The sequence below is a fragment of the Marinobacterium halophilum genome, assembly GCF_003014615.1.
Classification (GTDB): Bacteria; Pseudomonadota; Gammaproteobacteria; order Pseudomonadales; family Balneatricaceae; genus Marinobacterium; species Marinobacterium halophilum.
This window is the reverse complement of record NZ_PYGI01000024.1, coordinates 15,489-35,960: the sequence shown is the minus strand read 5'-3', so window position 1 is coordinate 35,960 and position 20,472 is coordinate 15,489. Positions and strand designations below refer to the sequence as shown.

Genomic DNA, 20,472 nt, shown 5'->3' with positions numbered 1-20,472 from the left:
GTGATCAATACTGCCGTTGTTCACAATAACGGGGCTGACATTAGCGGTTCTTCATCCAATAGGGCGCGGATACGCGTCAGGCCTTCTGCCAGTGCTTCACGGCTTGCCGGTGGTGTAATGCAGATGCGCACAGCCTGAGGTGCTGGCTGGCTGCCTACGCAAAACGGCTCGGCTGCAATCAACGTAACGCCGCGTGCATCGGCAAGCTGGACAAAATCGGCCGCGCGCATGCTTTCGGGCAAACGTAACCAGGCATGAAAGCCACAGGGGTGGGTCGATACTTCGTAGGGTGACAGTATCTCTCGCAATAGGGCTTGCCGTGCACGTATCTCTTCCCATTGCCACTCCAGCAGCCGGTCCGCATCGCCGCTGGTCAGCCATTGGCAGGTTACGGCCCCCATGAGACTGGGAGAAGACCAGCACTGGGCACGCAAAGCTACTCGCAGCTGCGGCATCAGGTTCATCGGTGCCCGTAACACGCCAAATCGCAAGCCGCCGGCCAAGAGTTTGGATACGCTGAAAATATACAGTGACCGTTCCGGCGCGAGTCGGTAAAGCGGCGTACCGCGAACGTCTTCGGTGACAAATTGAACGCCATCTTCAAGCAGCAGCATATCGTATCGGCGAGCCACATCGACGATCGCCTGCCGTCGCGCTTCGCTCATGTGATGACCGGTCGGGTTGTTGTACTCCGGCATCAGGTACAGCAGGCGAATCCGCTGTTGCTGACACAAACGCTCCAGCATGTCAGGGCGTATGCCCTCGGCATCGGTACCCACGGGCAAATGCTTGAGCCCCAGCTGGCGTGCCGCCGCAATCATGCCGGGATAGGTCAGGGCTGCCGAAGCCACGGCTTCACCGGGTTTGACCAGTGTCTGCAGGGCCAGGAAGTCGGCATGTTGGCCGCCTTCGGTCAGCATCAACTCCTGTGGCTCAAAGTGTAGCCCTTGGGAGGCCAGCCACTGGCAAAGCTGTTCACGCTGTGTTGGGCATCCTTGCTCGGGCTGATACGCCAGTGCTGCATTCACCGCTTCCGGTGAGGCTGAAACCTGCTGCAGACTGACGGTTAGCTGCTGCTGGCGCAAGGGGGTTGGAATCGGAATGCTCAGTGACAGGTCGATGCTGTCATGGCCCGCACGAGTCAAGTGGTGAAAGTGTGGCAGTGCCTCGGTTAGGTCCTTTACTCGCGTGCCGCTGCCAACACGTGCTTCAACCAATCCACGACGTTCGGCTTCCTGATATGCACGGGTAATAGTGCCAACGGTAACCCCCAATGCATCAGCCAGCAGGCGCTGCGGCGGCAGACGCTGACCGGGTTGCAACACGCCACTGGCCATGTCGGCCGCCAATTGGTCAACCAGTGCCTTGTAACGGGGGCCGGGCAGTGATTCCAGTGCAGGTAACCACTGACAGCGATTGCGTGCCCGCTGCTGCTGATCCATATAAATCCCTCATTGTGTTTGTCATGGATACAATTGATTGTACCAGTAACAAAGTAACCATTGCTGTTGGTTTTGGGCCGTAATATCGTTGATTGTACCGGCAAATGGCCGTTAACTGTGCTTAATTGAACCCTTACAATTAGTGGTGAGTCCCATGCAAACGGCTACTGGCGAACTGGTAGCCCTGATTGTCCCCGTCATTGTTTTTGCCTTCAGCATGACTGCGACACCAGGCCCCAATAATATGATGCTGACGGCATCAGGTGCCAACTTCGGTTTTCGGCGTACATTACCCCACATTATCGGGGTAACAATTGGCTGTGTGGGATTAATGGCCGCAGTGGCTCTGGGGTTGGGACAGTTGTTTGCCGCCTGGCCGATATTGCAAACCAGCCTGAAGGTTGTGGGCAGCGCTTACCTGCTATGGCTGGCCTGGAAAATCGCAACAGCCGCGCCACCGAGTGGTGCGTGTCAGGCAGATGACAAACCGCTATCGGTCCTGCAGGCAGCCGCCTTTCAGTTTGCCAACCCCAAGGCCTGGATCATGGCGATTTCAGGAGTGGCTTCGTTCACGTTGGCAGGAGAGGACTTTCTGGTATCAGCGTTGTTGCTGATCGGTTTGATGGCGCTTGTGACTGTGCCGGCAATATCATTGTGGGCAGGATTCGGCGTAGGCGTCGGGCGGTTATTGAAAACCGCTCGACATTGGCGCCTGTTCAATCTGTCGATGGGCGGCCTTACGGCCGCTTGTGTGGCGCTGATTCTGATCTGAGATCAGCGTTTGAAACCGGACACCAGCTCTTTCATTTCAGCCGCAACCGATTGTAACTGACGCGTTGTTGCGGCTGACTCTTCCGCCTGGTCCAAACTTTGGGTCGACAGCGTCGAGATGTTGACGATCTGACCATTGATCTCTTCCGATACCATGGCCTGCTCCTCAATGGCCGCCGCCATCTGGATCGACATGTTGGCGATGGTGCTCATCATTTCAGAGATGTTATTCAACAGCTCTCCGGCTTCGTTGACCTGGTTCAGGCCGGCTTCTGCTTCCTGCTGTCCTTCATGGGCGATGTTTACCGACGCTTCCGTACGTGCTTTCAGGTCGCTGACAATGTCATGAATCTCTTTGGTGGAGTTTTGCGTTCGTAGAGCAAGTTGACGTACTTCATCGGCTACGACGGCAAAACCGCGTCCATGTTCACCGGCGCGGGCGGCCTCAATCGCTGCGTTCAGGGCCAGCAGATTGGTCTGGTCCGCAATCTGTTCGATCATCTCGGCGGCCTGGGCAATTTGCGACGTCTGTTCCGCGAGTCCGGTTACCGATTGGGCAATCTGGTTGACGGTACGGCCAAGCTGCGCAATGGACTCACTGGTGGTAGCCGCCAATTGGCGACCGGCAACAGCGGTACCGTTGGAGTCTTCTGCCTTGCGGGCCGTTTCCTGTACATGACCTGATACTTCGGCGATGGTGGCGGTCATTTCATGCATCGCTGCCGCTACCTGGTCGGTTTCATGCTGTTGCTGACGCATGGCACCACAGGAGCTTTCGGATACGGCAAGGCTGGCACCCGCCTGGACCGATACCATCTGTGCCGCATCTTCAATGCGGGTCAGCACGGTATTCAAATGTGAGTGCTCGCTGAGCACGGACACCTTAACCGCAGCCAGCAGGCCTGTATCGTCTGTATAGGTTGCCGCCGCCACCGGGTGACGGAATGAAGCAGGCATCAGATCCTGTATATCCTGGAGCTGTTGGCGATGCCCTTGTTGAGCGGCGGCGAGGGAGCCGATACCCGCTATTGCCAACAGCGCCAACGCAAACATCTCGAAGCCATTGGTGAACAGCCCGGCGCTGACAATCAGTGCAGCAACCATCGCGACCCAGCTTAGCGGCAGGCGGGGGCGCTGCAGGGTGCGTTTGCCCTGATTGATTGCGGCATAAACCCGCTCTGCACGTACGATGTCCTTGCGTAGAGGACAGACGCGGACGGACTCATACCCGACCGGTTTGCCGTTTTCTGTAATCGGGGTGACATAGGCATTAACCCAGTAATAGTCGCCATTTTTACAGCGGTTCTTGACCAGCCCCATCCAGGGCTTGCCCGCCTTGAGATGTTCCCACATAACCTTGAATGCGGCTTCGGGCATATCGGGATGGCGAACCAGGTTATGTGGCTGGCCGATTAATTCCTCACGAGAATAACCACTGATTTCAACAAAGATATCGTTACAGTGGGTGATGTTACCGTTGAGGTCCGTGGTGGAGATTAGCTTCCGCTCTTCTGGAAAGCGTTTCTCACTGTCGGTAATAGGTAGGTTTTTTCTCATGGTTGTTTTGCCTTTGGAACATCGTCATGCGATGTCCTGTCATATTGCTGGGACCAGCATGAACCCTTTGAGCAGGGGGGCAGGCCATAAGGACGCTATATCTCAACAAACATGTGTTTAAGTGTAGAGGAATAATGCAGCGGCGCCAGAAATAGTTAAACGTGTATTGGATGCGCATTTTATGTAAATGCAAGGAGCTGTCAACGAAACATGAGTTTCATTTTAGCGACACATATATATGATAACTGGAATTAACCAGTATCAAAAGAAAATGCACAGTGTTTTCATGGGTTTAGCGATGAGAAGCTCAGGTTTTCGAGAAGGAAGCTGCTACAGCATTAAGTTGCCACGAGGTTGGTACCTGTGCATAGCGTTTTGGATCTTCGGCGATTAGTAACATAAGGCTGATCATGGCACGGGCGCTGGAATCACCGCCAGCCCGTGCATTTTCTTTTAATAGCGTTGTGGGCTCATCGCGGTGGCGGGATATCAAGTGTAAAACACCCGGCAAACCATGGCGGATATCACAAGCGATACCGAAATGACGCAAAGCTGCCACGGTGTCCTGCTCCGCAGAATCGATTCCAGCTTGTGCGCTTATGCGCAGCTTGTCTGGCAGCAGTTCCAGGTGTTCTGTCAGGGCTTCCGGTAACGGCGTCCCGCACAGGCAGCTGAGCAGCACGCTGGCAAAGAACTGACTGCTCTGTACCGCCAATGCCGAATTATGGGTGAAGCGTGTCAATGCTTCGACGTGCTCTAAATAATCCGACTGCGTCCGGGCGTACAGAAGAGGACAGACGATGCGAGCGGTGACGGACAGCTCGGTTGAATGTGAGCCTGGAGGCGTGACGTCATGAGTAATGTTGCGCAGCGTTTCGGCCGTCGCCTTGTCGATATAGCCGTGATAGTGCTGTATGAAGGCCATCCAGTCGCGACGGTACTGGTCCATATCCAGGGCATCATGTTGACGTATATGGCTGTAAAGGTGCCATAGCTGGTCGCCATAGTGGGTCAGGTCGCCGGCCTGTTTGGTGCCATGCCAATGACTGAGGGGCGGGTTCAGGCAGTTGTTATCCAGTGGCTGGCTATCGAGCAAATTGTGGTCATAGATCCAATGCAACCCCAGTGAGTAGCTGTCGGCAACAAGGCCTGCATGTATCAACGTTTCGATACGTGAGGGATCAATCATGGTGCAAAGTCCTGACTTCAAACACGTCCTCAAAGTCTAGCAGACGCACTCGGCGATGCTTATTCAAGCGAGCAATGACCTGAGCGGCAGCGTGACCGGTAACGGCGACGTGCAAATGCATGGTAGAAGCGGTCGAGGAGCGTTTCCACATGTAATATGCTGATAATACGTGCCAAATGTCTGTAGCCCGGTAACTCGCGCCAGATCAGCATGAAGGCAGCAACACCTTTGAGCACTTGTCCATCCTGGCTCACCGCATGAATGACCTTCATGGCAGCTTCATGAGTAATGCCGTGCTGCGATACATCGGTGTGCGGGTCGAACAGGTCTTGCCAGTCTATGCGCCGTGCGTGATCAATACGCTGGTAGTGCTTTATCTCTTTACGGCACAGTGGGCATTGGCCGTCAAAAAACAGGATGGGGCGTGCAGACATGAAATTCTCCCAAGCAGTAATATAGAGTCTATACGTGCCTGAGTTTCAATCAGTGCCAATCAATAATTAAAAAAAACCGACCCAATGGGTCGGCAAGCTCAGTGCAGCATAATCTCGGCAATAGCCAAGGCTCCCGGTACTTCAGTGCAACTTGAGTCGGGGACGAATCACCTTGTTGATACGGTCAACCAGTGTGATCAGAAACGTTTTCGTATAGCCATAAATGGCCAACTGGTGGAGACGGTACAGGGAGACATACACCAGCCGTGCCAAACGGCCTTCCACCATCATGCTGCCTTTTGACAGATTCCCCATCAAACTGCCGACGGTACTGAACCGGCTCAGGGAAACCAGCGAACCGTAATCCTTGTACTCATAGGCCGGCAGGGGCTCGTCCTTGATGATGCGACCGAATTGCTTGAGCAGGAACGAAGCCATCTGGTGCGCAGCCTGTGCCCGTGGCGGTACATTGCCGTTGCCATCGGTGCGGGCGCAGGCGGCGCAATCTCCAAGGGCAAATATGCGCGGGTCTGCCGCAGTACGCAGGTCCGGCCCGACCACCAGTTGATTCAAGCGGTTGCATTCCAGTCCATCGAGGCGCGACATGAACTCGGGCGCACGGATACCGGCTGCCCATACCTTCAGCTCGGCTTCAATCAGCTCACCGGTGTCGGTCAGCAGCCCTTGCTCGTTTACCGAGGTAATACGAGTGTCTTCACGTACCGATACGCCCAGTTTTGCCAACTCATGGCGGGCGGCGGCTGAAATGCGCTCGGGCAATGCCGGCAGAATACGGGGGCCCGCTTCAATAAGGATAACTTCAAGGCGGTTACGGTCCAGCTTGGAAATACCATAGGCCGCCAGTTCACGGGCAGTATTGAACAACTCGGCCGACAGTTCGACACCAGTAGCACCAGCACCCACAATGGCGATGCGCAGTGGCTGGTCCTTGCTGTTGCTGGTTTTCAAATAGGTTTCCAGCAGGGTGCGGCGGAACTGCTCGGCTTGCTGACGGCTATCGAGGAACGTGCAGTATTCAGCCACGCCATCGACGCCGAAATCATTGGTTACACTGCCCACAGCCATGATCAGATAATCGTAATACAGCGTACGTACCGGCAGTAGCACCTGGCCATTCTGTCCGCGTACGGCAGCTAGGTGGATGCAGCGTTGCTCGCGGTTGATGGCGTCCATTTGGCCGACCTGAAACTTGAAGCCGGCACTGCGTGCCTGCGCACTGTAGCTCAGTTCGTCGATGCCGGCGTCCAGTGAGCCGGTTGCAACTTCGTGCAGCAGCGGCTTCCAGATATGGGTCGGCTCGCGATCGACCAGCGTCACTTTCAAGCCTTTGCGTCGATACTTGCGTGCCAGGCGCGTTGCCAGTTCAAGACCACCGGCGCCGCCACCGACCACAACGACATGTTGATAGAGAGAAGATGTCTGTTCCATGCCAGCAATTGTCCTTCAATTCCGGCAGTCATGATCTGCTGCCTTGGCGAGATTTACTGCCGTCTATGGTACCTAATACAAAAGTTGTAAAGACAGGACAGATTATGCAACTTTGTGACTTTTTGTAGTCGTTTGTACAGTATCTGTGTGTTTTGAGCTGCGTATAATGCGTATCGCTAAATAATAATTATCGACCACCGATATACAACCGGTGGTGCAGTACAGGCCATATCCATGAGTGAAGTATCGCGTCTGCGCAAGTTTGTATCCCCCGAAATCATTTTTGGCAGTGGTGCACGTAAAGCTGTTGCCAACTACGCCATGAGCTTTGGTGCCCGCAAGGTACTGATTGTGTCGGACCCGGGGGTGCAGCAGGCCGGTTGGGTGCAGGAGATCGAGGCGCTGCTGGCGGAGCAGGATATTCCCAGTATATGTTTTACGGATGTGTCGCCCAACCCGCGAGTCGAGCAAGTGATGCGCGGTGCAGATATTTACCGTGAGCAGGGCTGCAACGTCATCGTGGCGATCGGGGGGGGCAGTCCAATGGATTGTGCCAAAGGCATCGGGATTGTCAGCACTCATGGTTGCAGCATTCTGGCATTTGAAGGCGTCGACCGGATTGAAAACCCTATTCCGCCACTGATTTTCATCCCCACGACAGCGGGTACCTCGGCAGATGTGTCCCAGTTTGCGATCATTTCCAACCCACAGGAACAGTTCAAGTTTTCCATCGTCAGCAAATCCGTGGTGCCCGATGTTGCGCTGATCGATCCCGATACCACGCGCACGATGGATCCGTTCCTGACTGCCTGTACCGGTGTCGATGCGCTGGTACATGCAATTGAAGCCTTTGTATCCACCGGCAGCGGTCCGTTAACGGATATGCATGCACTGGATGCGATCCGCCTGATTAATACCCATTTGGCATTGCTGGTGGAACAACCGGAAGATGGCCATCTGCGCGAGCAGGTGATGCTGGGCTCGATGAAAGCCGGGCTGGCATTTTCCAATGCGATTCTTGGGGCGGTACATGCCATGTCACACAGTTTGGGTGGATACCTGGATCTGCCGCACGGACTTTGTAATGCAATGCTGCTTGAGCATGTGATCGACTTCAATTACACCTCGGCCACCGACCGCTTCCGTGTGGTAGCCGAGGCGATGGGCATTGATCCGCGCGGCCTGAGCCAGTCACAGATCAAGCGGCGGCTGATGCAGCACGTGATCGCCCTCAAACGTGAGGTTGGATTGCATCAGACACTCGCGTCACAGGGTGTGCAGCTGACGGATATTCCCCAGCTTAGCCAGAATGCGCTGCGTGACCCCTGTATTCTTACCAACCCGCGTAAATCCAACCGTCGCGATGTTGAGGCTGTATATGAAGAAGCCCTCTGACAGCGGCGCGCTCACGTTCGAAGATTTGATCGGTTTGGGTGGGCAGTCGGCGCGTAAAAGCTACTATCCCGAACTGTTGAACAAGATTGAAGAACTGGAAGCGGAACGCAACCGTTACAAGTGGCTGTTTGAAAACGCATTGCACGGTATTTTTCAGGCAGATCTAGGCGGCTCTCTGTGCAAGGCCAACCGGGCCTTGGCCCGCATTTGCGGGTACCCGGACGAGCAGGCGATGGTCGCGGGTCTCAACTTTGCCACTGATCTGTTGTTCAGCGAGCAGGAGTTCCGGCTGATGACCGCGCGGCTGGTGCAGGACGGCCAGCTGTTCCTGTATGAAACGCGGTTACGCAAGGCGGATGGGCAGGCAGTTGAAGTTTCGATGAACATCCTGTTCCGCAATTATGGCGATCAGCCGGTTTTTGTCGCGTTTGTGGCTGATATTACCGAACGCAAACGGGTGCAGCAGCGCATGCTGTCCTTGAACGAAGAACTTGAGCAGCGCGTTGATGAGCGTACCCGTGAGCTGGTTGGACTGAATGAGCGTTTACAGCGTGAAGTGCGCACCCGCCAGCAGGCCGAACATGCCATGCAGCAGGCCAAGGAAGTGGCCGAAGCCGCCAATCATAGCAAGGATAAATATCTGGCGGCGGCCAGTCATGATCTGCTGCAGCCGCTGAATGCGGCGCGGCTGTTGATTGCTGCTCTGCAGGAACGCAGCCTGCCCGAGTCTGAAGCGGGATTGGTGGATCGGGTACATCTGGCGCTCGATGGTGCCGAACATCTGCTGAAGGATCTGCTGGATATCTCCAAACTGGATCAGAACGCGGTACAACCCGAACTGCAGAGCTTTCCGGTCAGTCGCCTGGTCGAAGGGTTGCAGGCCGAGTTTGAGCCGGTCGCCGAGGCTGCCGGGCTGAGTTTTCGTGTCTATCCGCGGGATTTGTGGATCGCCAGTGACTTCCGATTGCTGACTCGAATACTGCGTAACCTGCTCAGTAATGCGTTTCGCTATACCAAACAGGGCGGTGTGCTGCTGGGGTTTCGGGCGCAGGGTGAGCAGTTGCTGATTCAGGTCTGGGATACCGGCAGCGGTATTCCGGTCGATAAGCAGGAGTCTATTTTCGAAGAGTTCTGCCGCTTACAGCAGTATCAAAATCAACCCGGCGGGGTCGGTCTGGGATTGGCGATAGTGGACCGTATTGCGCGGATGCTGGCGCATCCTATCAGCCTGCGTTCAGTGGTGGGGGCAGGCTCCTGCTTTGAGATCAAGGTGCCGTTGGCGGCGCATTCACCACAGTCACTGCTGGCGGCACCGCCACGGCACACGCTGGATATGGGTTCGCTGCAAGGCAGTTGTGTGCTGGTATTGGATAATGATCCGGGCATTCTGGTCAGTATGGATGCATTGCTCAGTGGCTGGGGCTGTGAGGTGATTCAGGCTGCCACGTTGGAGGATGCCGTTGAGCTGTGCTGCCAATCAACCCCCGACCTGGTATTGGCCGATTACCACTTGGAAGCCGAACAGACCGGGCTGGAGTTGCGCGGACGGCTTAACACGGCCGGTTTACAGCAGATTCCGATGATGATGCTGACGGCGGATCGCAGCGCCAGCACCCGTCGTGCGTTCAGGGATGCCGGGGTGCCGGTACTCAATAAACCGGTTAAACCCGGCAAGCTGCGTGCGCTGATGACCCACCTGTTGGCCACCGGTGTTGCGGATTAACGTCCTTTCGAGTGCGCCGCCTGTTCGGGATTAAAACCCAGCAGGGCGAGCACGGTAAATACGAGAGTGGTGCCTGCAGTGATCAGCAAGGCTTCCAGGTTGAGCTCGGCATAGAGCGCAAAACGCACCAGCTCAACGGCATGGGTGAATGGATTAACACTGCAGACCCAGTAGAGCCATTCGCTGGACTCACGCATTTTCCACAACGGATACAGCGCCGACGAGAGGAAGAACATCGGAAAAATAACGAAGTTCATCACCCCGGCAAAGTTCTCCAGCTGACGGATACGAGCTGACAGAAACAGGCCGATGGCACCCAGCATCACGGCGGTAAGCAGCAACGCGGGCAATACCGTCAGCAGGCCGATCAACGGCGGCTCCACATCGACCAGAAAGCCCAGTGCAATGAAGGCATACACCTGTGCCAGTGACAGCAGCGCGATAGCAATCAGCTTGCAGAACAGTAACCAGCTGCGCGGCAGCGGACTCATCAGTAGTACTTTCATGCTGCCCATCTCACGGTCATACACCATCGACAGCGCCCCCTGCATGCCGTTGAACAGCAAAATCATGCAGCAGAGGCCGGGAAGGATGTAGGTCTCGTAAGTGATGTAGGTCTGATAGGGCGGGATGATCGATACGCCCAGTGCGGCACGGAAACCGGCCGCGAAGACGACCAGCCAGAGCAGCGGCCGGACCAGGGCACTGAGAAAGCGGGTGCGCTGGTGAATGAAACGCAGGAATTCACGCTTTAGAATGCCGGTAAAGGCGATGGTGTAGGGGCTCAACTGCATGCCTTGACCTCTTGTGGCGCGGTAATCTGTGCAAACGCATCGGCCAGTGTCGGGACCCCATGTGCCGTGCAGATCTCTTCTGCGCTAGCATCGGCATGTATCCGTCCCTGGTGCAGGATCAGCACCGGATCATGCGGCGCAATCTCTTCTATCAGGTGAGTCGCCCAGAGCACGGTCAGATCACGGCTACGGCACAGGTCACGCACATGCTGGTTGATCGATTGCCGTGCGGCAGTATCGAGGCCGACGGTGGCTTCGTCTAGCAGCAGGATGGAAGGCTGATGCAGCAGGGCACGGGCGATTTCGACCCGGCGCCGGTGGCCACCATTCAAACTGCGAATGCTGTCGCTTAAGCGGTCGTCCAGCCCCATTCGTTCCAGCAGTTCTTGGGCACGATGACGGACGTCACGGGCCGATAGCCCGTGCAGCGCGCCATGATATTCCAGATTCTGCAGCACACTCAGGTCGAGATCGAGCGTGCTTTGCTGGAAGACCACACCCAAGGCCCGCTTGAGCGCCCGAGGCTGACGCGAAATCGGCTCACCGGCGATCAGAATCTCCCCGCTTTGCACGGCATACAGTTGCGTCAGCAGGGCATAGAGCGTGCTTTTACCTGCCCCGTTGGGGCCGAGCAGCGCATTAAGCTGCCCAGCCACCAGGTTAAAACTGACCGATTCCAATGCCTGGCGTGGCCCGTACCGAAAGCTGAGATCGCGAACCTCGATGCTCATGAATTACTCCAGTGTAACCACACCCCAGGGATAGCGGCCGACTTTGATCGATTTGATCACTTTCATGTCATCCACATCAATGACCGATACATCACCACTGACACCATTGGTGGTCAGCAGATATTTCTGGTCAGGGGTGAACTCCATGTGCCAAACCCGACGGCCTACCAGTAGGTAATCGAGTACTTCATAGGAGCTGGCATCAACCACGGCAACATGGTTGGCCGGGCCAAGAGCGACAAACGCGTACTTGCCATCGGCGGATAGCTTTACGCCGACCGGCTGGATTTTGTCCGGGTGAATGCCGCGAATCTGGAAGTTAAGCTTCTTGATGATCTCGCGGCTGGCCACGTTAATAATGGAAACGGTGCCACCGATTTCAGATGACCCCCAGAGCCGGTCACCGCTTTTGGTGAATTCGACATGACGGGGGCGCTGGTCCACCAGGGTGTTGTCGATCAATTCATGGGTTTCGGTGTCGATCCAGTGCAACATGCTGGTGGTTTCACTGGTATTGACGGCCCAACGGCCATCCGGGCTGACGGCCATGCCTTCAGGCTCCACGCCCACCTCGATCTGGGCCAGCACTTCATGGCTGACGGTATCGACCACGGTCACCAGTGCATCATCTTCATTGGAGATATACAGGCGACGGTCGTCCGGGTGCAGCGAGAACTGCTCCGGGTCTTCGCCCGAGGGCAGGTTGGCGATGATTTTATGGGTAGCCAGATCCATGACTTGTACGGTGTCTGAGTCACTGGCACAAATGTACAACTTGGTACGATCCTTGGACAGAATGATGCCGCGCGGACGTTCACCCACCTCAATGGTTTGAGTGACTTCCAGGGTTTCCAGGTCGATCACGGACAGGGTGTTGTCCTTTTCGTTGGATACATATGCGGTTGCCGCCTGGGCGACCGGACTGGCCAATAACGCGGCCAATAGCAGTGATTTCACGAACGGGGGCTTGAACATCAGGAGTCTCCTTTGACCGAACACCGGCTTTCGCTGACATCGAAGCCGAGAGTGTCAAGATCGGTTTTCGGGTGCAAAAAACCGTTTTGGGGTGATTGGGATACCAGCGCACGTGGATGTACCAGTGGAATCGGCTGGCGTAGCTGACCGCTCCAGTCACGGAAGGTCAGTTTGCGGCCCTTGAATGCACCGAGCTGGAATTTTTCCGACAGGATGAAACTGTGCAATGCGCCGGGTTCAGTGGTGCCGGTTTGGGTGACGGCCTCGGCGAGCGTGCGCACACCGGCCCAGCTGGCGTAGTCGCGGCTGTTCATCCAGCGTCCGCTCAGCTTCTCGAAACGGCTCTGCAGCTGTGCCGCGCCCCAGGCTTCTACCACACGGTGCCAGGTAACAGGCGACAGACCTTGCGTACCGGCAACCGGACGGGGATACCAGGTGTTATAGGGAACGTATTCACCAAAATCGCCACGCTCGTCTGCCACTAGCACGACATCGTATTCATCGGTCTGGGTAAAGGGGGGCAGTTCCTGCTGTGCCGTGCGGCGCAGGTCGGTATCGTAGTCCCAGGCCTTGCGTTCAATGATACGGGCCCCCATACGGGTAGCGCTGCGTTCCAGTGAATCGGCATAGGCACGGTCTTCGGGCTGGTTGCCTTCCAGGATAAGCCAGCGTTGCCAGCGGCGACTGGCCAGCCACTGGGCCAGTGCGTCGGTCAGCATTGCGCGTGATGGCACCGTATGCAGCATGCCGGGTACGCATTGCTCGGTGCGCAGCACATTATCGGCACTGCCGGCGTTGATCAGAATGACGTCATCCGGCAGTTGCGCTTCCACATCCACCAGCTGCTGGCGATTGAGGTTAAGTACAAACAGGCGTACGCCCTGATCGTAGAGTTGTTGGGTTGCGGGCAGGATTTGGCCGGCATCGGGTGTGCTCAGTGCATGCAGCGTGTACCGCTGTTTGAGGAAGCGGCCGGTGGTATTGCTGTCCGCAATCCCCAGTTCGGCGCCTTTAAGACCGGCGTCATCCGGCTCCGGCAGAATATTGGACAGCACCGGGCCATGGTCGGGTTCAAAGCCGATATAGCCGATATCAATCTCCAGCGGAGTCTGCGCGGCATGTGCCCATAGAGGAAGGCTCAAGGATGCGGCAGTCAGCAGGTGTGGCAGCAATTTCATGGCATGGACTCAGTCGTTATCGTTGTTATGCATCCAGCTTAGGGAGGAAGGCGACGGGTTGAAATATTCAGAAAGTCGCAAAAAATCAGTACCGAAGTAGTATGTTGCGCCGGGCAGAGGTCACTAGGATGGTGGGACATTCTCACAACGAGAATACCCACAACAATAACAGGACGATGCCATGCAATCCCCCATCCGTACTTTGGCCCTTGCCCTCACTCTGACTTCGGCCGCTGTGGCCAGCCTTCCGGCTGTAGCCGAAGGTGATTTGACGACCCGCCCTGAACGCCTGCCGGATCTGGTGCTGGGCAGCGAAGTGACCGACTATGCGATGTCGCAGACACGTTATGAAATGGAAACCGGCCAGTCCTATCGCCTGAAAATCATCTCCAGCGGCCTGAAAGAATATGCCATGCAGGCACCTGAGTTCTTTACCTCCATTTACCTGCGCAAGGTGGAAGCCGGTGACATCGAGATCAAGGCAGTGGCTCTGACTGAACTTGAATTTGAACAGGAAGGGGAAACTGAAATCTACTTTGTACCGGTCAAGCCCGGTGAGTTTACGTTCTCCATGAAAGGCCTTGAGCACAAGGGTATGGAAGGCGTATTCAGCGTTCGCTGATGACCGGTCATTACAGTATGCGTGCCGTTGTACGTTTGAACCTGCTGGTAGGGGCAGCCTTTATGGTTGCCCTGTTACTGAGCCTGTTCGGACTGACTCACCAGGCTAAAACCGACATCGTCCGTGAGTTGGAAGCGGGCATGACGGTTGCCGACCAGATTCTGGCGCAGGCAGGCGGTGATCCCGCCCGACTGGATGCTTTACTGACAACTGAACTGCGTCATCTGCGTCTGGTGAAACTGCCTGCCGGTGTTTCACCGCCCCCATTTGAGCCCGAGCAGGTGCCTCGCTGGTTTGCCAGCTGGACATGGCCTGCCGACATGCCGCTGATCGAGCGGCGTCAGCCGTTACCTGACGGCCAGGTGCTGGTGGTGATGGCCGATCCCGGTGATGAGCTTGAAGAAGTGTGGGAGTCGGCACTGCACGTATTCATGCTGTTTATCGGTGGGGCGTTCCTGTCGATCAGCGCCATTACCTGGGGCGTTACTCAGGGCATGCGTCCGGTAGGACAGGTGCTGGCGGCACTGGACCAGATTCAGCAGGGACATTTTACCGCGCGCCTCAAAGCCTATTCAGTGCCCGAGGCCAACCGTCTGGCCGATCATTTCAACCGCATGGCGCAAGCGCTGGAGCAGGAACAGGCGGATAACCGTCGCCTCACCCGTGAGCTGATGGCGCTGCAGGAAAAGGAACGCGCCTATCTGGCACGTGAGCTGCACGATGACCTGGGCCAGTATCTGACCGGCATCCGTGCACAGGCTTACCTGCTGACCCAGGCAGCCGATAACCAGCCGCTGGTCAGCAAGACCGCGCCGCTGATTGTGCGCGACTGCGAGGCAATGCAACAAGGTTTTCGGCGGCTGATTCGCAGTCTGCACCCCGTGATTCTGGAACATTTGGGGCTGGAAGAGTCGTTGCGCAGCCTGGCGGAGCAGTGGCAGCAGAGCAGCGGTGTGCAGTGTCATCTGACAATTGAGCAGCTGCCACTGTTAAGTGATGAAACCTCGACGCACCTTTATCGGCTGCTGCAGGAAGCCCTGAACAATGTGGCGCGGCATGCCCGCGCATCAATCGTGCAGATCCGTATCCATGTGGCACACAAACAGCTGAAGGTTTGTGTCGATGATGATGGCGTGGGCTTTGCTGCCAATGTGCGGCCGGGAGTTGGGCTGCGGTCGATGCATGAACGTGCGCGCTACATGAATGCCGAACTGACTCTGTCATCCTCTGCCGGGCGTGGGGTGCAGTTGAGTGTAAACCTTCCTGTTGAAGCCGGAGTAAAGGCATGAAAATACTGTTGACCGACGACCATGCGGTGGTACGTCAGGGCTATGCCAGTCTATTGGCGGCCATGTTGGATTCGTGCGAGATCATTGAAGCCGAGTGTGGTTGGGACAGCGTAGCCTTGTGGCAACAGCACACCCCCGATGCGGTCATCATGGACATTAACCTGCCGGATATCAGCGGTATTGAAACCGCCAAACGTATTCTGCAGCGCGACCCGAATGCACGCATCCTGTTTTTCAGCATGTATGACGAGTTGCCGATGGTGCAGCAGGCGCTGGATACCGGCGCGTTGGGCTACATTACCAAAGGAAGCAGTCCGGAAGTGTTACTGGATGCAGTGCGCAAGGTGCTCGTCGGCCAGCCCTATGTGGAGCATGACTTGGCCACGCGGCTGGCGATGCAACGCAACAGTGGACTGGACCCGCGTCTGGAAGGCATGACCCAGCGCGAATTCGAGATTTTTGTCATGCTGGCGCGAGGGCTGACGCCCAAGCTGATTGCAGAGCAGCTCTGTATCAGCGTCAAGACCGTGTCGAATCATAGCGCCTTGCTGAAAAGCAAATTGCAGGTGTCGTCTACGGCAGAACTGGTACATCTGGCCATTCAGTGCGGATTATTGAAGCTGGGGCATTCGACTTAAACCCGAGTGGAATGATCAACTACTCAACTATGCTTATTCTTAAATATGCTAAATAAACAGTATTTAACTCGCAAATGATTATATAGCATGATAGGTCACAACTTCTGACAGGAGTGATCCGTCATGCGTAACCTGCTTTCCATACTCATATTGTCGCTGTCTGCCTGGTCCATGACGGTAACGGCGGCCGAACCGGTCGAGATCGGGTACATGCCGATCATCCCGGTTTCCCAAGCTTTCCTGACGCTGGATGAAGACCGGCTGGCGACCATCGGTATCCAAGACCCCGAGTTGATTCAATTCCAGAACGGACCGGCCATGGTGCAGGCGCTGCTGGCTGGCCAGCTGGACATTGCCTACCTCGGCATTGGTCCGGCGATGGTGGCACGTGCCAAGGGGGCAGACATCAAGGTCGTGGCCTCCAATATTGTTGAACAGATCAGCCTGGTGGCACTGGGTGAGCTGGCGCCGTACTTTGCGTCGGGTGATCCGGCGACCGCGTTCAGCCGCTTTGCCACCGACAAGGGACGCAAACCGGTGATTGCCACGTTCCCGACCGGATCGGTGCCGGACACGGTACTGCAATACTGGTTGCGCAAGCAGTTGCAGATCGACCCCGATCAAGTTGAAGTCATCTATCAGGGTGCAGCCCAGGTGCAGCAGTCCCTGTTGACCGGTGCAGTGGATGGTGCCGCGATTCTGGAACCGATTGTCAGTATCAGTCTGGATCGATTGCCGGACGCACGCGTGGTGGCGTCTGGCTCGGAGATGTTCCCCAACCAGCCAGGCGCAGTACTGGTTGTGCGTGAAACGCTGATCAACGAGCAACCGGAGACCGTGCAGGCGTTGGTTGCTGTTCATGCCGAAGTATCCCGTCTGTTACGTGAACACCCGGAGCAGGCCGTGACGGCAGTGCAACGCTATGTGGGGGGCGGCCGTTTGTCTGCGGCTATCGTGCAGCGTGCGCTGGAAAACTCCAGTGCTCATTTTGTGGACGATCCGCGCCAGATCATCGACGGCACGCGAGCGATGCACGATTTTCAGGCTGAACTCGGCACGTTAAAAGCCGATGTCGATCTGGATCAGCTGTTTAATACCCGTTTTTACGAGACACTGGCCCCTTAAGGATGAGCAATATGCGCACACAGCAGACATCCTTCTGGGTTGATCATCCGTTGGGGAGGGCACTGCTCGGGCTGGCCGGCGTCATTGCCTTTGTGGCCATCTGGAAGCTGGCGCAGGCAACCGGCTGGGCACGGGCGGGCACTATTCCCGATCCCTTCCGGTTGCCACAAACGCTGATGGATGAATGGCGTTCGGACCGCTTGATGCCTGCCGTTTTGTCGAGCCTGGTGCATTATGTTTGGGGGCTTGGGCTGGGCACAGTGTTTGGTTTTCTGGTCGGTGCGCTGGCAGCGTCTTCCCGCTGGACTGATGCGCTGCACGCCTGGCTGGCGCGTATTCTGCGCCCGATTCCGCCTTTGGCCTGGGTCGTGTTTGCCATTGCCTGGTTCAAGGTCAGTCATGCCGGTGCGGCGTTTGTGATCGCCATCGGCGTGTTTTGGGTCAACTACTTTGCCACTTGGTCAGCCGTGCGAAATGTTGACCCGAAATACTATGAGTTGGCGCAGGCGTTCGGGCAGCAGGGTTATTTGAATCAGGCACTGAACGTGGTCCTGCCGGCGTCGGCACCGGGGATTCTGTCCGGCATGCGTACGGGTATTGGCCAGGCGTGGATGACACTGATCGCCGCAGAACTGTTGGGCGTGCCCGGTATGGGGCAGGAGATGAATGCCGCTGCCGGTGTCGGCGCCTATGAAGCGGTGGTGATTTACATGCTGGTGATTTCATTGGTGTATACGCTTAGCGATACCCTGTTTGCCCGATTTGAAAAGCGAGTGTTGCAATGGCGTCCATCCTGACCATCGAGAATTTGAGCTTTCATTATGGCGATAACCCTGCGCCGGTGTTTGATGACCTCAACCTCAGCATTGCCAAAGGCGAGTTTGTGGCGGTGGTGGGCGGCTCTGGCGTAGGTAAATCGACGCTGCTCAAATGTGTGGCTGATCTGGCGCACAGCAGTGGTGGCCGTATTACGCTGGATATCCCTGAGCGTCGCGGCAGCCGTCGCCGTGCAACGGTTTTTCAGGACGGCCGCTTGCTGCCCTGGCGGCGCTTGAGGGGCAATGTTGGCTATGGCTTGAAAGGATTGGAGCTGAGCGCCGAAGCCCGCGAAGAGCGAATCCGTGAGGTGTTGAAACTGACCCGTCTGAGCGAGCTGGCTGACCGTTGGCCGCATCAACTTTCAGGTGGGCAGGTACAGCGTGCGGGGATTGCGCGGGCACTGGCGGTAAATCCCGAGTTGCTGCTGATGGATGAGCCGTTCAGCGCCGTGGATGCGATTACTCGGCAACACCTGCAGGATGAGCTGCTCAACATTTGGCAGAAAACCGGCGCAGCGGTACTGTTTATTACCCACGATATTGAGGAAGCGGTCTATCTGGCAGATCGGGTTGTGGTATTGTCGGGCCATCCGGCACATGTCAGGTTTGACCAGCCAATCGACCTGCCACGCCCGCGCGGGCGCAACGCCGATGACCTGCAACACCTTGCCCACACTATCGCACAGGAGCTGTAACCGTGGACACACTTAATGTCATGATTCATGCCCCGACCCCGGAAGCCTTGCACCGGGCTCAGGCCAATACACGCAACCTGCTTAAGCTTGAGCCGGATGCCAATATAGAGTTGGTCGTCAATGGACCGGCTGCGGCTGTAGCCGTTGGTATTGTGGATGCAGAAATTCTGGGCCGCCTGGTGTTATGTCAGAACAGTCTCGATAAACAGAACCTGACGGCACAGGATGGTGCCCGTGTTGTACCGGCGGCTGTACAGCACCTGGCCCGTCAGCAGCAACAGGGATGGGGCTATATCCGCGCTTGATAGTCACTGCCGCGGGCGCGATCCAATCAACCCCGCAGCCTTGTTGTCCAGTATTTTACAGAGGTGAGGCCAGTTAGCCGTTACGATACAGCGTTTTTATCAAGTGGTAACCGAAGCGGGTTTTGACCGGGCCGTGTACCTTGAGCAATGGGCGTTTAAATACAACATCATCGAAGGCTTTAACCATGTCGCCACGATGAAACTCACCCAGGTCGCCGCCTCGCTTACCTGACGGGCAGGTGGAGTAACGTTTGGCTAACGCATTGAAATTCTTTCCTCTTTTGAGCTGTTCAAGGATATTCAATGCTTCTTGTTCTGTCTTTACCAGTATGTGCAGTGCCGCCGCTGTAGCCATATTACTATCCACTAGTCAGGTCAAATATTTACTCTTCCATTTTATCAATAAACAGTGCGGTGATGCACTGAATTAGACCCGTTCGCCCAGAGTGAAATATCCGCTGTGTGCCGGTAGCTCGCCATGAGCCGGCTGAGGCTAACGTCTGCTCTGAGTTTCTGTGATTACATACAGTGTATTGAAGGCCACATGCCGTGAGTGCTTGTTTTGTCACGTGGCTGTGCTCATTTGTGACTGGCAACTCGCACGAAAATCGTTCAATATCAGAGAACTATGGACTGGCCGTTGCAGGATAATGCGCACGGCAAAGCGGCAAAACGCGCATGCTTATGATCAAAATGTTATGAACTTCCAAGAATTAGAAGGAAAATATGGCAGTTTTAGAAATTCTTACTGCACCGGATCCAAGGCTTAAGGTCAAAGCGGAAAAGGTGCAAGATATTACGACGGTACAAACATTAATAGACGATATGTTGGAAACGCTATATGCGACTGACAATGGTATCGGTTTGGCGTCGACTCAAGTTGGTCGTAAAGAGGCAGTTGTTATTATCGACCTTTCAGAAAGTCGAGATGAACCGTTAATTTTGGTTAACCCAGAAGTGGTTAGTGGCTCGGATAAAGCATTGGGTCAAGAAGGTTGTTTATCAGTTCCTGATTACTATGCAGACGTAGAGCGTTTTACTTCAGTTGTTGTGTCTGCTTTAGATCGCGAAGGTAAGCCAATAACCATCGAAAGTGATGAGTTTCTAGCCATCGTAATGCAGCACGAAATAGATCATTTATCGGGTAACTTGTTTATCGACTATCTTTCACCACTTAAGCGTAAAATGGCTATGAAAAAGGTTAAAAAGTACGTCAAAGCGCACTCTTAAGCCCGCTCATAACAAACTGTTCAAGAGGGATTAGCAACGCGTGGCATTTTTACTATGCGTTGATTTTAGTGATTAAGGTGGTGTGCGGTGGCTTCGGTATTGCGTTGCTCAC

The 20,472-nt window shown here is 55.7% G+C and carries 21 protein-coding genes; 11 read left to right on the top strand and 10 right to left on the bottom strand.

Annotation, left to right across the window (positions count from 1 at the left end):
• Positions 1–20: 20 nt before the first annotated feature.
• Entirely contained in the window at positions 21–1,442 is a 1,422-nt protein-coding gene (locus CLV44_RS15285; RefSeq protein WP_106592990.1) for an aminotransferase-like domain-containing protein, read from the bottom strand.
• A 154-nt stretch (positions 1,443–1,596) separates the two neighbouring features.
• Here CLV44_RS15285 and CLV44_RS15280 point away from each other — a divergent pair, with 154 nt between their 5' ends.
• A complete protein-coding gene (locus CLV44_RS15280; protein ID WP_106592989.1) occupies positions 1,597–2,214 on the top strand; it encodes a LysE family translocator in 618 nt (205 codons plus the stop codon).
• A 2-nt stretch (positions 2,215–2,216) separates the two neighbouring features.
• Here CLV44_RS15280 and CLV44_RS15275 read toward each other — a convergent pair whose 3' ends face one another.
• From CLV44_RS15275 to CLV44_RS15260, 4 genes are all read right to left on the bottom strand, one after another.
• A complete protein-coding gene (locus tag CLV44_RS15275) occupies positions 2,217–3,770 on the bottom strand; it encodes a methyl-accepting chemotaxis protein (RefSeq protein WP_106592988.1) in 1,554 nt (517 codons plus the stop codon).
• A gap of 307 nt (positions 3,771–4,077) precedes the next feature.
• Positions 4,078–4,959, bottom strand: a complete 882-nt coding sequence (locus tag CLV44_RS15270) for an ADP-ribosylglycohydrolase family protein (protein ID WP_106592987.1) — start codon at positions 4,957–4,959, stop codon at positions 4,078–4,080.
• 59 nt (positions 4,960–5,018) lie between these two features.
• Positions 5,019–5,393 (bottom strand): thiol-disulfide oxidoreductase DCC family protein, encoded by a 375-nt coding sequence (locus CLV44_RS15265; RefSeq protein ID WP_106592986.1) that lies wholly within the window; start codon positions 5,391–5,393, stop codon positions 5,019–5,021.
• Positions 5,394–5,534: 141 nt separating this feature from the next.
• Positions 5,535–6,842 (bottom strand): NAD(P)/FAD-dependent oxidoreductase, encoded by a 1,308-nt coding sequence (locus CLV44_RS15260; protein ID WP_106592985.1) that lies wholly within the window; start codon positions 6,840–6,842, stop codon positions 5,535–5,537.
• Between the two features lie 234 nt (positions 6,843–7,076).
• Here CLV44_RS15260 and ercA point away from each other — a divergent pair, with 234 nt between their 5' ends.
• Complete coding sequence (ercA, locus tag CLV44_RS15255; RefSeq protein WP_106592984.1) at positions 7,077–8,237, top strand: alcohol dehydrogenase-like regulatory protein ErcA; 1,161 nt, start codon at positions 7,077–7,079, stop codon at positions 8,235–8,237.
• Positions 8,221–9,960 carry a hybrid sensor histidine kinase/response regulator gene (locus CLV44_RS15250; RefSeq protein ID WP_106592983.1) on the top strand — a complete coding sequence of 580 codons (1,740 nt, stop codon included), beginning with the start codon at positions 8,221–8,223 and terminating at the stop codon, positions 9,958–9,960. Before ercA ends, CLV44_RS15250 begins: the two co-directional genes overlap by 17 nt.
• On the opposite strand, the gene CLV44_RS15245 is transcribed toward CLV44_RS15250, so the two are convergent.
• The 4 genes from CLV44_RS15245 to CLV44_RS15230 are packed head-to-tail and all read right to left on the bottom strand — an operon-like array spanning position 9,957 to position 13,638.
• Positions 9,957–10,754, bottom strand: a complete 798-nt coding sequence (locus tag CLV44_RS15245) for an ABC transporter permease (protein ID WP_106592982.1) — start codon at positions 10,752–10,754, stop codon at positions 9,957–9,959. The two genes, CLV44_RS15250 and CLV44_RS15245, sit on opposite strands and share 4 nt — an antisense overlap.
• Positions 10,745–11,485, bottom strand: a complete 741-nt coding sequence (locus CLV44_RS15240; protein WP_106592981.1) for an ABC transporter ATP-binding protein — start codon at positions 11,483–11,485, stop codon at positions 10,745–10,747. Before CLV44_RS15240 ends, CLV44_RS15245 begins: the two co-directional genes overlap by 10 nt.
• A 3-nt stretch (positions 11,486–11,488) precedes the next feature.
• Positions 11,489–12,460 (bottom strand): YVTN family beta-propeller repeat protein, encoded by a 972-nt coding sequence (locus tag CLV44_RS15235; RefSeq protein ID WP_106592980.1) that lies wholly within the window; start codon positions 12,458–12,460, stop codon positions 11,489–11,491.
• Complete coding sequence (locus tag CLV44_RS15230; protein WP_106592979.1) at positions 12,460–13,638, bottom strand: ABC transporter substrate-binding protein; 1,179 nt, start codon at positions 13,636–13,638, stop codon at positions 12,460–12,462. The genes CLV44_RS15235 and CLV44_RS15230 overlap by 1 nt, the downstream gene beginning before the upstream one ends.
• Before the next feature lie 181 nt (positions 13,639–13,819).
• Here CLV44_RS15230 and CLV44_RS15225 point away from each other — a divergent pair, with 181 nt between their 5' ends.
• The 7 genes from CLV44_RS15225 to CLV44_RS15195 all read left to right on the top strand — a co-directional run bounded on the left by CLV44_RS15225 (position 13,820) and on the right by CLV44_RS15195 (position 19,130).
• Complete coding sequence (locus tag CLV44_RS15225) at positions 13,820–14,260, top strand: cupredoxin domain-containing protein (protein WP_211298161.1); 441 nt, start codon at positions 13,820–13,822, stop codon at positions 14,258–14,260.
• A 17-nt stretch (positions 14,261–14,277) separates the two neighbouring features.
• Complete coding sequence (locus CLV44_RS15220) at positions 14,278–15,549, top strand: sensor histidine kinase (RefSeq protein ID WP_170069369.1); 1,272 nt, start codon at positions 14,278–14,280, stop codon at positions 15,547–15,549.
• Positions 15,546–16,187, top strand: a complete 642-nt coding sequence (locus CLV44_RS15215; RefSeq protein ID WP_106592977.1) for a response regulator — start codon at positions 15,546–15,548, stop codon at positions 16,185–16,187. Before CLV44_RS15220 ends, CLV44_RS15215 begins: the two co-directional genes overlap by 4 nt.
• Before the next feature lie 123 nt (positions 16,188–16,310).
• Positions 16,311–17,312 carry an ABC transporter substrate-binding protein gene (locus CLV44_RS15210; RefSeq protein ID WP_106592976.1) on the top strand — a complete coding sequence of 334 codons (1,002 nt, stop codon included), beginning with the start codon at positions 16,311–16,313 and terminating at the stop codon, positions 17,310–17,312.
• An 11-nt stretch (positions 17,313–17,323) separates the two neighbouring features.
• Positions 17,324–18,109, top strand: a complete 786-nt coding sequence (locus CLV44_RS15205; RefSeq protein ID WP_106592975.1) for an ABC transporter permease — start codon at positions 17,324–17,326, stop codon at positions 18,107–18,109.
• Positions 18,094–18,825 carry an ABC transporter ATP-binding protein gene (locus tag CLV44_RS15200; protein WP_106592974.1) on the top strand — a complete coding sequence of 244 codons (732 nt, stop codon included), beginning with the start codon at positions 18,094–18,096 and terminating at the stop codon, positions 18,823–18,825. The genes CLV44_RS15205 and CLV44_RS15200 overlap by 16 nt, the downstream gene beginning before the upstream one ends.
• 2 nt (positions 18,826–18,827) lie before the next feature.
• Positions 18,828–19,130, top strand: a complete 303-nt coding sequence (locus CLV44_RS15195) for a DsrE family protein (RefSeq protein ID WP_211298160.1) — start codon at positions 18,828–18,830, stop codon at positions 19,128–19,130.
• Between the two features lie 73 nt (positions 19,131–19,203).
• Here the strand turns inward: CLV44_RS15195 and ppiC are convergent, their stop codons facing one another.
• The gene (gene ppiC / locus CLV44_RS15190; protein WP_106592973.1) at positions 19,204–19,485 is read right to left on the bottom strand and encodes a peptidylprolyl isomerase PpiC; all 282 of its coding nucleotides are present in this window, start codon (positions 19,483–19,485) and stop codon (positions 19,204–19,206) included.
• A gap of 371 nt (positions 19,486–19,856) precedes the next feature.
• Here ppiC and def point away from each other — a divergent pair, with 371 nt between their 5' ends.
• Positions 19,857–20,360 carry a peptide deformylase gene (gene def / locus CLV44_RS15185; RefSeq protein ID WP_106592972.1) on the top strand — a complete coding sequence of 168 codons (504 nt, stop codon included), beginning with the start codon at positions 19,857–19,859 and terminating at the stop codon, positions 20,358–20,360.
• The last annotated feature ends 112 nt before the right edge of the window (positions 20,361–20,472 follow it).

What these genes read in the sequence shown, in the direction of transcription:
- CLV44_RS15270 (WP_106592987.1), bottom strand. Translation starts at nt 4,959, where the DNA reads ATGATTGATCCCTCACGTATCGAAACGTTGATACATGCAGGCCTTGTT.
- CLV44_RS15285 (WP_106592990.1), bottom strand. Translation starts at nt 1,442, where the DNA reads ATGGATCAGCAGCAGCGGGCACGCAATCGCTGTCAGTGGTTACCTGCA.
- CLV44_RS15245 (WP_106592982.1), bottom strand. Translation starts at nt 10,754, where the DNA reads ATGCAGTTGAGCCCCTACACCATCGCCTTTACCGGCATTCTAAAGCGT.
- ppiC (WP_106592973.1), bottom strand. Translation starts at nt 19,485, where the DNA reads ATGGCTACAGCGGCGGCACTGCACATACTGGTAAAGACAGAACAAGAA.
- CLV44_RS15250 (WP_106592983.1), top strand. Translation starts at nt 8,221, where the DNA reads ATGAAGAAGCCCTCTGACAGCGGCGCGCTCACGTTCGAAGATTTGATC.
- CLV44_RS15275 (WP_106592988.1), bottom strand. Translation starts at nt 3,770, where the DNA reads ATGAGAAAAAACCTACCTATTACCGACAGTGAGAAACGCTTTCCAGAA.
- CLV44_RS15265 (WP_106592986.1), bottom strand. Translation starts at nt 5,393, where the DNA reads ATGTCTGCACGCCCCATCCTGTTTTTTGACGGCCAATGCCCACTGTGC.
- CLV44_RS15210 (WP_106592976.1), top strand. Translation starts at nt 16,311, where the DNA reads ATGCGTAACCTGCTTTCCATACTCATATTGTCGCTGTCTGCCTGGTCC.
- CLV44_RS15280 (WP_106592989.1), top strand. Translation starts at nt 1,597, where the DNA reads ATGCAAACGGCTACTGGCGAACTGGTAGCCCTGATTGTCCCCGTCATT.
- CLV44_RS15260 (WP_106592985.1), bottom strand. Translation starts at nt 6,842, where the DNA reads ATGGAACAGACATCTTCTCTCTATCAACATGTCGTTGTGGTCGGTGGC.
- CLV44_RS15235 (WP_106592980.1), bottom strand. Translation starts at nt 12,460, where the DNA reads ATGTTCAAGCCCCCGTTCGTGAAATCACTGCTATTGGCCGCGTTATTG.
- CLV44_RS15225 (WP_211298161.1), top strand. Translation starts at nt 13,820, where the DNA reads ATGCAATCCCCCATCCGTACTTTGGCCCTTGCCCTCACTCTGACTTCG.
- CLV44_RS15220 (WP_170069369.1), top strand. Translation starts at nt 14,278, where the DNA reads ATGCGTGCCGTTGTACGTTTGAACCTGCTGGTAGGGGCAGCCTTTATG.
- def (WP_106592972.1), top strand. Translation starts at nt 19,857, where the DNA reads ATGGCAGTTTTAGAAATTCTTACTGCACCGGATCCAAGGCTTAAGGTC.
- CLV44_RS15230 (WP_106592979.1), bottom strand. Translation starts at nt 13,638, where the DNA reads ATGAAATTGCTGCCACACCTGCTGACTGCCGCATCCTTGAGCCTTCCT.
- CLV44_RS15240 (WP_106592981.1), bottom strand. Translation starts at nt 11,485, where the DNA reads ATGAGCATCGAGGTTCGCGATCTCAGCTTTCGGTACGGGCCACGCCAG.
- ercA (WP_106592984.1), top strand. Translation starts at nt 7,077, where the DNA reads ATGAGTGAAGTATCGCGTCTGCGCAAGTTTGTATCCCCCGAAATCATT.
- CLV44_RS15200 (WP_106592974.1), top strand. Translation starts at nt 18,094, where the DNA reads ATGGCGTCCATCCTGACCATCGAGAATTTGAGCTTTCATTATGGCGAT.
- CLV44_RS15205 (WP_106592975.1), top strand. Translation starts at nt 17,324, where the DNA reads ATGCGCACACAGCAGACATCCTTCTGGGTTGATCATCCGTTGGGGAGG.
- CLV44_RS15215 (WP_106592977.1), top strand. Translation starts at nt 15,546, where the DNA reads ATGAAAATACTGTTGACCGACGACCATGCGGTGGTACGTCAGGGCTAT.